11 protein-coding genes are annotated in these 12,282 nt (G+C 67.0%); 1 reads left to right on the forward strand and 10 read right to left on the reverse strand.

Features of this window, described 5'->3' with window-relative positions:
* Positions 1 to 219 precede the first annotated feature (219 nt).
* From KF833_00080 to KF833_00105, 6 genes are read right to left on the reverse strand one after another with little or no spacing between them, the layout of a single operon-like run.
* Entirely contained in the window at positions 220 to 1,653 is a 1,434-nt protein-coding gene (locus tag KF833_00080; GenBank protein ID MBX3743681.1) for a sigma-54-dependent Fis family transcriptional regulator, read from the reverse strand.
* Positions 1,654 to 1,666: 13 nt separating this feature from the next.
* Entirely contained in the window at positions 1,667 to 2,086 is a 420-nt protein-coding gene (locus KF833_00085) for a hypothetical protein (protein ID MBX3743682.1), read from the reverse strand.
* Complete coding sequence (locus KF833_00090; protein ID MBX3743683.1) at positions 2,070 to 3,359, reverse strand: hypothetical protein; 1,290 nt, start codon at positions 3,357 to 3,359, stop codon at positions 2,070 to 2,072. The genes KF833_00085 and KF833_00090 overlap by 17 nt, the downstream gene beginning before the upstream one ends.
* A 15-nt stretch (positions 3,360 to 3,374) precedes the next feature.
* Positions 3,375 to 3,905 (reverse strand): hypothetical protein, encoded by a 531-nt coding sequence (locus tag KF833_00095; GenBank protein MBX3743684.1) that lies wholly within the window; start codon positions 3,903 to 3,905, stop codon positions 3,375 to 3,377.
* 19 nt (positions 3,906 to 3,924) lie between these two features.
* Complete coding sequence (locus KF833_00100) at positions 3,925 to 5,073, reverse strand: response regulator (protein MBX3743685.1); 1,149 nt, start codon at positions 5,071 to 5,073, stop codon at positions 3,925 to 3,927.
* A gap of 10 nt (positions 5,074 to 5,083) precedes the next feature.
* On the reverse strand, positions 5,084 to 5,551 hold the full coding sequence (locus tag KF833_00105) for a chemotaxis protein CheX (GenBank protein ID MBX3743686.1): 468 nt from the start codon (positions 5,549 to 5,551) through the stop codon (positions 5,084 to 5,086).
* Positions 5,552 to 5,642: 91 nt separating this feature from the next.
* On the opposite strand from KF833_00105, the gene KF833_00110 reads away from it, so the two are divergent.
* The gene (locus KF833_00110; GenBank protein ID MBX3743687.1) at positions 5,643 to 6,560 is read left to right on the forward strand and encodes an HDOD domain-containing protein; all 918 of its coding nucleotides are present in this window, start codon (positions 5,643 to 5,645) and stop codon (positions 6,558 to 6,560) included.
* A 19-nt stretch (positions 6,561 to 6,579) separates the two neighbouring features.
* On the opposite strand, the gene KF833_00115 is transcribed toward KF833_00110, so the two are convergent.
* The 4 genes from KF833_00115 to KF833_00130 form a co-directional block, all read right to left on the reverse strand.
* A complete protein-coding gene (locus tag KF833_00115) occupies positions 6,580 to 8,970 on the reverse strand; it encodes a PAS domain S-box protein (protein MBX3743688.1) in 2,391 nt (796 codons plus the stop codon).
* Between the two features lie 293 nt (positions 8,971 to 9,263).
* Positions 9,264 to 9,515 (reverse strand): hypothetical protein, encoded by a 252-nt coding sequence (locus KF833_00120; GenBank protein ID MBX3743689.1) that lies wholly within the window; start codon positions 9,513 to 9,515, stop codon positions 9,264 to 9,266.
* Between the two features lie 73 nt (positions 9,516 to 9,588).
* A complete protein-coding gene (locus tag KF833_00125; GenBank protein ID MBX3743690.1) occupies positions 9,589 to 10,092 on the reverse strand; it encodes a purine-binding chemotaxis protein CheW in 504 nt (167 codons plus the stop codon).
* Between the two features lie 115 nt (positions 10,093 to 10,207).
* Positions 10,208 to 12,148, reverse strand: coding sequence for a chemotaxis protein CheA (locus tag KF833_00130; GenBank protein ID MBX3743691.1), 1,941 nt, complete (start codon positions 12,146 to 12,148; stop codon positions 10,208 to 10,210).
* Positions 12,149 to 12,282: the final 134 nt, after the last annotated feature.

Below are 12,282 nucleotides of genomic sequence, written 5' to 3' on the forward strand. Positions count from 1 at the left end.
GAGAGATCCCACATCGTATTCAACGGCCGGTTGGCACCTGCCATTGAGTTCGCTGGGACTTTTTTGCGCACCGTCCTCCATGTCACGGCGGACGGGCATGGCAACCCGGCCTTGGAATCGATTTGGATTGAAGCGGCCGGTACGAGAACCGCGACAACGGTCGATCAGCCCTCCTCAACTCACCCGGGACGGGCGCTCACCGTCCCGCGATGGAAGTCGTCAATCGCCCTCGGGGCCACTTCCGGCGTCGTCCAGGTCGCCGTCCCGCGTGTCCCGGCCATACTCGTGCAGCTTGTTCCGAAGGGTCCGGATGCTGATGCCCAGCAACCGGGCCGCGTGGGTGCGGTTCCCTCCCGTATGGTCGAGGGCCTTGAAGATCTGGATCCTCTCCAACTCGGCCAGCGACTGGATCCCGTTGGCCCCTTCTCCTGACCCCGTTCCCTCGGCCCCCGCATCCCCGACGGCCGTCGCCTTCGTGCCCGCAACCGGGGCGAATCCCAGGTGTTCCGCCTCGAGCAAACCTCCCTCGCCACAGAGAATCACGCCGCGCTCAATGACGTTCTGCAGTTCCCGGACGTTCCCCGGCCAGGAATGGCTCTGCAGGACCCGCAGGCAATCGTCGGCGATCCCGCGCACCCGCACCCCGTGCTTCCGGGCGAACCGCTGCATGAACTGCTCGGCCAGTTCGGGAACATCCCCGATCCGGTCCCGAAGCGGCGGCACCTGGATGGGCACCACATTGAGCCGGAAGTACAGGTCCTGGCGGAATTCCTTGCGCTGCACGCTCTGCTCGAGATTCCGGTTGGTGGTCGCGATCACCCGGACATCCACCTTGATCGTCCGATTCCCTCCCACCCGCTCCAGTTCCCGCTCCTGAAGCACCCGCAGCAGCTTGGCCTGCACCTGGGGCGACACCTCGCTCACCTCGTCCAGCAGGATCGTCCCCCCATGCGCCAGCTCGAACCGCCCCTCCCGACGGGAAATGGCCCCGGTGAAGGAGCCCCGCTCGTGCCCGAAAAACTCGCTCTCGATCAGGTTCTCCGGGATCGCCGCGCAATTGACCTTGATGAACGGCGCCTGGCCCCTCGGGCTTTGGCGGTACAGGGCCCGCGCCACCAGTTCCTTCCCGGTGCCGCTTTCCCCCTGGATCAGCACCGTCGCCTGCGTCGGCGCAATCTTCCGGATCATCTGCCGCAATCCTTCCATCGCCGGACTGCGCCCCAGCAGCTCGAAACCCGTCTCCTCGCTCTCCTCGTGACTCAGATAGCGGGTGACGCGCACCAATTGCGAGAAGTCCTCCGCCTTCTTCAGCCGCACCTCGATCTCATCGAAGGTGAAGGGCTTGGTGAGGTAATCGAGCGCCCCCATCCGCATGCACTCGACCGCCGACTCGATCGAACCCTCCCCGGTCATCATCACCACATGCGGCCGTTGCGGCCGCGACTGAAGCTCCCGAAGCAGATCCCGCCCGTCGCCGTCCGGCAGATTCACATCCACCAGGATCAGGTCGAAGGTCTCCCTCCCGAGCAACTCGTGCGCCTCCCCCAGCGTACCCGCGCTGGCCACCTCGTACCGCCGCTGCCGCAATTGCAGCTCGAGATTCTTCCGCTGAATCAGATCGTCTTCGAGGACGAGGATCTTCTCGATGGGCATGGGCGCTGGGGTTTCATCGGGCACCCTGCCGGCGGTAGAGGTCGGTCACAAAATGGGGCCGTTGCCGGTTCACGGAAGGCAGCTCGCGAGCCGGGAACATCCCCTTCCTCAAAAGCATCTGTTCGTTCTCGCGATCCATGACGATGATCTTCATCAGCAGATCCTGGCTCTGCCGAACCAACGCGCCCACCTCCGGATGACGCGCCCGCGCCGCAGGGCCTCCCGCCTGCCAGGCAGCCCGTGAACTGGCGAGCGCATCTAGCGACGCAACCAGACGGGGAAGCAAGTCCTTTTTGTCCCGCCCCTGCCGCACCGGAACCTGCCCCGTGTCGGAGCGCAGTTCCTCCCCCTCTTCGGACACGGCCCGCCATACGGTCTCGTACAGCGCCAGGTTTTCCCGCAGGACGGCGGCGATTTCAGAAGGTGCCTTCATCGACATTCAAGGATTCCTTTTCCGTCAGCGTCCCCCGCAGCGCCGCCACCCGCTCGGCGACCCCGCCAAGCCAGCCCAACTGGTCCGCGCGCCACTGCGCCATCTCCAGCACGGTTCGCAGGTCGGGCGTGCGCTGCCCCTCCTCCAAGCCCTTCCCCCGCTGGACCACATTCGAATAGGTGGCCGAGGCGCGTCCGGGTTGCTCGAGCCGCTCGTACACCAGACCGATCTGGTACCACAGCGGAAGCTGCCACTCCGGCGAATCATCCAGCACTGCCAGCCGCTCGAAGATCGCCAGCGCGCTCAGATAATCGCCTTCCTGGTAAAGCTGGTTCCCGATCTTGTTCCCGGCCCGCTTCTGCCAGTAGGCCCACACCCGCGGATCCTCCGTCGCCTGGGCGCGTTGCACTTCCAGCAGCCGCAACACCTGCCGCAGCGAATCCGCATTCCGCCCCTGCTCCTTCAAGGCGCCCGCCAGCAGAAATCGCACCTCCGAGGCCTCCGGCAGCCCGCCGTGCGATTCGAGGTACAGCTCCGCCTGGGCCACACACTCGTCCCGCGCCTCGGGCATCATCGAAAGGGCCCGGATCAGCTTGTAACGCACCTGCGCCCGGTCCAGATGGGGCGACGCCAGCCGCAGCAACCGGCGCAGAAAATCCGCCGCATCCTTCCATCGCCCCGCCAGGTAATGCGTGTCCGCAATCCCAATCTGTGCCTCCAGCACCAGCCGCTGGTACAGGTCCAGTTGATCCACACGCAGGCTCAGCGCACTCGTCATGACCGCGTAGTACTTGGACAATGCCAGCCCGTTCGCCCCCGCACGCCGATACAGGTCTCCCTGCCTCAGCAGCACCTCCACCGTGCTCGGATGCCGCGGATACCGGCTCACGTACTGCGACAGGATCTGCTGCACCCGGTTCCACTGCCCCTCGTCCTGCGCCACCCCGGCCAGTTCCAGAAGCGCCGCCCGATGAATCTCGTCCGGGGCGTCCGACTCCAGCAACTGGGTGAGGTGACGCGTCGCCTGGGAACGATGACCGCTCGCCCGCAGCGTCCGCGCCATTTCCAACCGCACCCCATGCGCCTGCAGGCCGGTCCCCGTCACCCCTGTCCCCGCTGCCACAGCCTCCCCACCCGGGTTGATCCCCACCCCCACCCCTCCCGGATCCGCCCCCACACCGCCACCCGCCAGCGCCACCGTCCCAACCAGAACCAGGACCAGCGCCGCCAGGCGCCGCCCGGCCCGATCTCCTCGATGAATTCCAGCAGGCATGGCTCCAGGTTCCGGCTACCGCCCGCGCGTGTACGTCGCCTGACTGGACCGCCTCGCCGCCGGCTGCGGCGGCACAAAGCGCACCGGCTCCGCCACCAGCAGCGCCGCCCGGCTCGCCTCCGCGTCCGTGAAGAACGGCACCAGCAACTGCGGCGTGACGATCTCGGCCCGTTCCGCAACCCCCAACTCCAGCGGCGTCGTTCCAGCCCAGGTCAGCGTCGGCACCCCATTGGTCGAACCGCCGGCGACCGCCACCCCGGCCGTGCCGGAAGGCCCCTCGACCCGCTCCAGGACAGCCCCGGACTGCCCCCCCGAAGCTCCGTTCGCCGAGGCTTGCGGTCCCGCCTCCGCCGGGGTCGAAACGGCAGGCGCCGGATCCCACAGCGCCAGCGGCGGCAGCACCACCGGGTTGGCCACCACCGGCTTCGGCCGTTGATACCGCAACCTCGGGGGCGCGTCGCTGGCGAGATAGCCTCCCGCCCAACCCAAGCCGCTGCCCCACAGGCCCGCGGCCACCATCAACGCATGTCCGGCCGGCAGCTTCATGGCCTCGATCGGCAGCGGCCTACGCCGCCACCGGCACCTCCCGGCCGTTCAATGCCGTCAGCGCATCCTCAAACGAACTGGCAAACGACCAGTCCTTCGTCTCCTCGTACTTCCGGCATTCCTGGATCACCACCGGCGACCCGATCATCCGCAACCGCAGCGACAATTCGTTGCAGAACTGCATCACCTCGAGTCCCAGCTTGATCAGCAGGATGTCCGCGGACTTCAACGCGCTCACATCGAACACCACCCGCCCAAAGCCCGCATCCACCGCCTCCGCCACCTTGGCCCGAAGGTGCGAGGACACCTCGTTGGCCACCGCTCCGTTGAAGGACACCGGCAGGCTCAGCACCAGCACGCCGTCCCGGTGCTGGAAGTACTTGTACGAAGTGTCCAGCGAGAGCGCCCGGGCAACCTTCCCCTTCAGTTCCTCAAACTCGATCGGCTTGGTGATCACACCCGTGAATCCGCTCTGCTGCGCCCGCGCCTGATCCTCCACCGCGTTTTTCACGCACATCGCAAACACCGGCACCGACTTCGTCCGCGCATTCCCCCGCAGCGCCTGGAACAGCGAGAACGCCGAATCGTCCGGCAGCGTGAGGCTCACCAGCACCGCATCCGGCGCCGTCTGATGGCAGTAGTCCAGCGCCTCCCCCGCCTGGCCCCGCGCCACCACCGTCCACTGCGTGTCCGCCAACCCGGCCCGCACCTGATCACCAATCGCCGGCTTGTCGTCCACCACCAGAATCGACAGGGCGTCGTCGAAGCGCCGCGCCTTCACCGGCTGCAGCCCCTTGGGCTTCAGGTCGATGATCCGCCCCACCCGCTCCACGATCAGCTCCTCCTTGAAGGGCTTCACCAGGTAGTCGCGCACCCCCTGTTTGGCGATCCGCAGGACGTTCTCGCGCCCGGATTCGGCGGTCAGCATGACCACCGGGATCGATTTGAGGTCGGGATCCGACTTCAGCTTGGTGAGCGCCTCGTATCCGTCCATCACCGGCATGGTGAGGTCGAGGATGATCACATGCGGCCGTTCCTTCGCCGCCACCGCCAGCCCCTCCACCCCGTTCGAGGCCTCGAACACCTCGCAATCAAAGGGCTTGAAGGCCTTGGCAACGATCAACCGGATCGTCTTGCTGTCGTCAACAGTGAGGATCTTGATGGGCATAGTCCCCGTTTCAGCTGGATTTGATAAGTGTTTCCACCACGAACTGCCGGTCGCCGCAGCGAAACGTATTCACCCGGCGCGTCGTTGAACTGACCGACTCAATGACAAAATGGCTTCCCCGCACAATCGACGGGATCGTCAGCACGCACGGCATCCCCCGGTCCGACAACTGCGACTTGATCTGACCCACCACCATGTTGGTCAGCTCCCCCACCGCGTCGTTGACCATCTCGTCGCCCTCGATCTCCTCCGTCGCCAGACCGAGCATCCGTCCCGTGATCTCCCGCGCCAGGGGCGCACTGGCGTAGATGTACACCACTCCGCTCAAGCGCCCGATGAACCCCACCGATCCCGCCACGTGCGGTTCTCCGTTCCACGTCGGCACCCCGGCCTCCTCGGGCGTCACCTTGAGACTCAACATCGTCTCGAAGGCGCGGGCCACCGCCTGAGTGACCAGTTCCTCCAGTTGATCGATCATGCACCCGTTACATCGGCATTTTCTGCCCGCCCTTGAGCGCCCGGTTTCGATTTCCTCAAGTCGCCGCCGCCTCAGCCGATATCGATGACCGATGAGCGTCGCCGTCGCCCCATGTCCCGTCGAGTTGCCGCGCTATACGACGGCCCAGATCGAGACCCGCCTGCACTCCTGCCCCCGCCTGCCCTCCCTCGGCAGCGTCAACAGCGCCCTCCGGGAACTGCTCAGCGCCGACCACCGCTACACCACCCAGATCGCCGAAATCATCCGCCGCGACCCCAGCCTCACCGAACGCCTCCTGCGCCTCGTCAATTCGGTGTATTACGGATTCTCCACCCCCGTGAACAGCATCGAGGAGGCCGTCTTCTTCCTCGGCGTGCGCCAGATCCGCCAACTCGCCATGATGACCCCCATCATCGAGGACTTCCAAAAGCTGTCCGCCGGGGCCCCCTTCGACTGGCGCGAGTTCTGGCAGCATTGCATCGGTACTGCGATCCTGGCCCGCGAAGTCCTCGGCACCTTCGAGATCCCCGGCGACGAATCCGACTACGTCGCGGGACTCGTCCACGATGTCGGCAAGATCGCCATGGCCGCCGCCTTCCCCAAACACTTCGCGGCCATCCATACCCTCCACCGCGAATCCCTGCGCGACCTCACCGAGCTCGAATCGGAGATCCTCGGCGTCGATCACTGCGAACTCGGGGCCCTGTACCTCCGCAACCATCGCCTCCCCGACCTGCTCGTGGAGGCCGCCCGCCACCATCACCGCCCGGAACTCGCCAGTCGCCATGTCCGCATCGTGGCGGCCGTCCAGATCGCCGATCTCCTCGTCCGCCACGGACGCGTCGGGCACAGCGGGAACCATGTCGAAGTCACCTCGGAGGCCTGGACCAGCGCATCCGGCTGGGCCATCCTCTGCGGCCGCCGGCCCCACACCGAACGGACCATCGCCGAGGCCAGCCTCATGCGGAGCCTCCAACGCCTTCCCAGCATCCTCGAGGGGCTCGTCTAGGCCGTATCCCTGCACCTGGCTACGGCTCAGCCGGATCCGCCCGCCCGCCCGCCTCCACGCAACGCGTCACCTCGTCGATCAGCGCCCGGATCGGAAACGGCTTCTGCAGGAACGCCACCGGCCCGCCCCACGCCCGCTCCGCATCCTCCCGCTGCGACGGCATCCCGCTCACCGCCACCACCGGCACCGCTCCGTTCAACCGCCGAAACGCCGCGATCGCCGACGCTCCGTCCAGGTACGGCATCATCATGTTCACCACCACCACCCCGATCTCCGCGTGGCGTCGCCCGAAGATCGAGATCGCTTCGGCCCCGTCCCGCGCCGTGATGACCTGATACCCGGATCGTTCCAGGGTCACCCGCGCGAGTTCCCGGATCGCATCCTCGTCGTCCGCCACCAGAACCCACTGCCGCCCTCCCTCCTGCGCCGCCGGGGGCAAACCGCCCCCCACATCCACCCCGGACGTCTCCGGACTCGCCGGCAGGTGAACCCTGAACGCAGATCCCCTTCCCACCTCCGTCTCGTACAGGACAAACCCCTTGTGCCCGCGCACGATCCCCTGAACCGTCGAAAGGCCCAGCCCGCTCCCCTGACCCTGCGGCTTCGTCGTGAAGAACGGATCGAAAATGCGATTCGCCACGTCCGGCGCAATCCCGCTTCCGCTGTCCGCCACCTCCAGCACCACATACCGCCCCGGGATGGCCTCCTGAACCGTCCCCAATCGTGCCGCATCCAGTTCAACGTTCCCGATCGACAACCCCAGCGTCCCCCCGCGGGGCATCGCATCGCGTGCGTTCACACACAGGTTCAGGATCACCTGGTGCAGTTGCGTGGCATCCCCCACCACCGGCCATAGCAACGCCGGCACCTTGACCTGGACCTCGATCGATTTCGGAAAGGTCTCCCGCAGGATGGTGGCCGTCTCCTTCAACAAATGCCGCAGATCCAGCGGCACCTGCGCCCCGTCCGCACCCCGCCCGAATTGAAGCAACTGCCGGATGATGTCCGCCCCCCGTCGCGCACTCCGGGTCAGCAGGTCCAGAAATCGTTCCCCCTCCGTCCCCGCCACCGCCGTCCGCAGCAGATCCGCCACCATCTGCACCGGCGTCAGGACGTTGTTCAGATCGTGCGCAATCCCGCACGCCAACGTCCCCAGACTCTCCAGTCGCTGTCCCCGGAACACCTGCCGCTCCAACTGTCGCTTCTCCGTGACGTCCGTCCCCACCAGCAGGATGGACCTCGATTGCCCGTCGGCGTCCCGCATCGCGCTCGCCCGGGCCTCCACCGTCAAGGGTTCGCCCCCGGGGCGGAACGACTGCAATTCGCCATCCCAGTGGCCTTCCTGCGTCACGGCCTTTCGAATCGCCGCCCAATACCGGCTCGCCCCGCCCAGCACCACGCCGGCCGCCATCTGCCCCACCGCCTCCTCCGCAGACCACCCGAACAGCCGCTCCGCACCCCGGTTCCAGTACCGGATCCGACCCTCCAGATCCGTCACGCAGATCGCATCCTGCGCCGCCGCCAACAGCGCCGCCTGTTCCCGCACCCGCTCCTCCGCCAACCGCGCCGCCGTCACATCCTCGATCCCCACCAGCACCATCGACCTCCCCTGGCTGCGCACCGGGCACGACGACACCAGCATCGTCACCTCCACCGGCAATCCGCCACGCAACAGCTTCTGCCGCACCTCGCGCCGACGGTGGACCGTCCCGTGCCGCATCGTGTCCTCCATCACCGCCCTCAATCCACACCCCTGGCACGCCTCCCCCAATCCGCAGTCGGGCGGTCCCTCCAGTTCGCCCCAACACCCCATCAACTCGCTCGCCCGCCAATCCCGGCACGGCCCCTCCTCCACGCCGAAATACTCCATCGCCGCCGCATTCATCCGGCGCACACGGCCGTCCTCGCCGAAGACAACCTGGATGCCGGACGACCCGAAGAACATCGCCTCCAATTCGCTCTCCTCCCCCCCGGGGGCCGGCAGCGATCCGTCCGCCAGTTCCTCCCCCAGCGCCACCAATCCGTGCACCTCCCCCCCACCCGTCCGCACCACCACATAACTCCATCGGACCAGCCGGGTCTCGCCGCTCCGCGTCCGGACCGCACTTTCCCGGCGGCGCGGCACCGCCTTCCCCGCCCGGAATCGCTCCAATACCTCGCGCTCCCGCCCCGATTCCGGCGGTGGAACCATCGCCGTCACCCAGTCCCGCCCCGTCACCTCGGCAGCCCGCCATCCCGCCAGCTCGGCAAGACGCTGGTTGACCGTCCGGATGCGCCCCTCCCGGTCGAGTTCCACCGCCAGCAAGGGCAGATCCTCGAACAAGTCCGGCCACGGCGGGGTGACACCGTCCGCGCCCACCGGACGCGTCATCGCCAACTCGTCCGCTCGATCGTTGATTGCAGTCCCCATCGTGGATGGTTCGTCGCCCGCGGATAGGACCCCTTCCCGGATCGTTGCCCGATCCCCCTTCCCCATCCCAACAACCCCTCTTTACCTAACGAACCCACCACAGAAAACCAAAAGTGGGTGAGTTGGAGGCAAGTGAATTCGCTACGTAAATACACTCCCGTCAGGTCGCGTAGCGCCATGCAAGGGGCGCACGCGAGGCCCCACCCCCTCCGAAGCCCCTGCACAGATCGGATCGGTGCAGGGTCCGCGCAGGACCCGTACCTCCCAACGCCCCGCCCCCCCCGATCGCCGGCTTAGGTCCGCTCGTCCCCCGCCGCCATCGGCGTTTCCACACGACATTCCAGGATCCACTCCGTGTATTCCCACTGCAGCACCGGCACGCTCCTCGCCCCCATGTCCGACTCCGGCGCCCCCCCCTTCCCGCCGGCAATCCGCGCCCGCCCGACCTCCACATCCTCGGTCTGCGTCGCCTCCCCGGGACAATGCGTCGGACGGGCGGACACGACAGGGACGGATCGAAGTTCGAAGCTGGGGCGCTGACGCATGGTGCGGAGGAATGAGAGGGATTGGGAACCAGGCCGGACCGGCAACCTGCGCCGGAACCGTGGCCCCGGATGTTCAGGTCTGAAGTCCAGGCGGGATGGCGTCGGTTCCGATCACCTTGTCGATGTCGAGCAACGTCTTGACCCCACCCTTGATCTTGGCCATTCCCAGCAGGCATCCCGTGTCCTCGGTGGCCCCGAAATCCGGCGTCGGCTCGATGTCCGCCGCCGCGATCTGGATCACCTCCTCCACCGCATCCACGATCACCCCGTTCTGCGCACTGGAACCGTTGGGCAGCTCGACCCGTACGACGACAATGCACGTCCGCTCGGTGGCGTCCGCCACCGGAAGTCCGAACTTCATCCGCAGATCGATGACCGGGATGATCTTTCCCCGCAGGTTGATGACGCCCCGGATGTGGGCCGGCATCTGGGGCACCGAGGTGATGTCCGTGTACCGGATGATCTCGCGGATCTTCAGCACCTGGACGCCGTACGACTCGCGCCCAAGCAGGAACGTCAGGTACTTGCCGGCCACCGCGTGCTCAGCCGATTGAATGGAGGGTAGGGTCTCTGTCATAGTCCTTCTTCTGTTTGCCCCGGATGCGCCGATCCGGTGCCTTCTTCCTGAGTATCGGAGGGAACCCGCGAAACGTGAGTCTCCGTCCGGGCCGGCGCACCCCGCAGGGCCTCGGTCAGGCCGCCATCGCCAGGGCACCCGCCCGGGATGTCCCCAACTGCTCGACATCCAGGATCAATCCCACGCGCCCGTCGCCCAGAATGGCCGCGCCCGACAGTCCGGCACTCCGTTTGAACGTCTCGCCCAGGCTCTTGATCACCACCTCCTGCTTGCCCAGCAGATCGTCCACCAGGATGCCCCGTGCGTCCCGTTCGGATTCCACCACGATCACGATGCCCTGGGTCGCATCCGCCGACCGCGGCGTCAGCCCGAACAAGGCGTGCAACCGCAGCAGCGGCAGCAACCGCCCCCGCACGTTGATCACCTCCGTCCGCCCCTGCACCGTCGAGATCATGTCCGCCGTCGGCCGGAACGACTCCCGCACGGTCAGTGTCGGCACAATGTACCGGTGCGGCCCGATCCCCACGATCATCCCGTCGATGATCGCCAACGTCAGCGGCAGATGAATCGTAAACCGCGATCCGCGCCCGGGCGTCGAACTGATCTCCACCCGGCCCCGCAACTTCTCGATGTTCCGCCGCACGACGTCCATCCCCACACCCCGCCCCGACAGGTCCGTGACCTTTTCCGCCGTCGAAAATCCCGGGGCAAACACCAGGTTGAACACCTCGCTGTCCGTCAACTCGCTCCCCTCGGCCAGGATCCCCTTCTCCACCGCCTTCCGGTGGATCCGCTCCCGGTTCAACCCGGCCCCGTCATCCTCCACCTCAATGACAATGTTGCCGCCCTGGTGAAACGCCCGCAGATGGATGACCCCGTGCGGCGACTTGCCCGCCGCCAACCGCTTCTCCGCCGTCTCGATGCCGTGATCCACCGCGTTCCGGATCATGTGCACCAGCGGATCGCTGATCTCCTCCACAATGGTCCGGTCCAGTTCCGTCTCCTCCCCGCTCATCCGCAATTCGACATGCTTGCCCGCCTTCACCGAGACGTCCCGCACCAGCCGGGTCATTTTCTGGAAGGTGGACCGGATCGGAACCATCCGCAGCGACATCGCCACCCGCTGAAGATCCTTGGTGATCCGTCCCAACTGCCCGAGGTTCCGGCTCAAGACGCGACTCTCCAAGCTCGCAAGGTCCGGATCCTGCATCACCAGGGACTGCGCGATGACCATCTCCCCCACCATGTCCACCAGCGCGTCGAGCTTCTGCGTGTCCACTTTCACGGTGGTCGCCCCCCGCCCGGCGCCACCCGCCTCCGCCAGCGACGCGGATCCGGTGCCCACGGAGGCCTTCGCCACGTCGGCCGCAGCCCCGCTCGATCCGTCTTCCTCCCCCCCGGACGCCCCGGGCCCGACCGGGCCCCTCACGACGGGTTCGACGGCCGCTGCCGGCCCGGCGGCCATCACCGCCCGCACCCGGCCCAGCACGGTGCCGGTCGGCACGAAGATCGGCTCATCCTCCTGCCGGCCGCTCAACCGCGTCTCGATCTCCCCGACAAACCGCTTGAGGATGTCACCGCCGGCAAGGATCAGGTTGATCACCCCGGAGTCGATCGCCAGCCGTCCCTGGCGCGCCAGGTCCAGCAGCGATTCCAGCTCGTGCGCCAACCGGTTGATCGGGCGGAGATTCAGAAAGCCCGATCCTCCCTTGAACGTGTGAAACGCCCGGAAGATCGAGTTCAACGTCGCCGAGTCCGTCGGGTTCTCCTCCAGCGTGAGCACCCCCAGCTCGATGTTCTGCAGATGCTCGTGCGACTCGTTGGCAAACTCCCGCAGCAACTCGGCGTCGCACGCCAGGTTCAGTAGAAACGCCTCCTCCTCCGACTCGTCCCCGTTCGCTTTCGTCAACGGGGGCGCGACCGCCGCTTCGTCCCTTTCCGCACCCGCCGCCGCACCTTCCGCAGCGTGCGCGCCATCCGCGCCATCCGCGCCATCCGCGCCGTCCGCCCCCGCGTCCGGCGTGGCCGGCAGCGGCCCGCCAGCCCCCACGGCCATCGCGCCCGCCTGCATCCATTCCACCCACTCCCGCAGGCGCCCCAGGGTCTCTTCATCGAAGTTTCCCCGCCGGAGCGCCTCGTCCACCACGCCCCGTCCCCGCACACACATCGCCGCGAACGATTCCGGCAGAT

This window comes from Verrucomicrobiia bacterium (assembly GCA_019634625.1).
Lineage (GTDB): Bacteria > Verrucomicrobiota > Verrucomicrobiia > Limisphaerales > CAIMTB01 > CAIMTB01.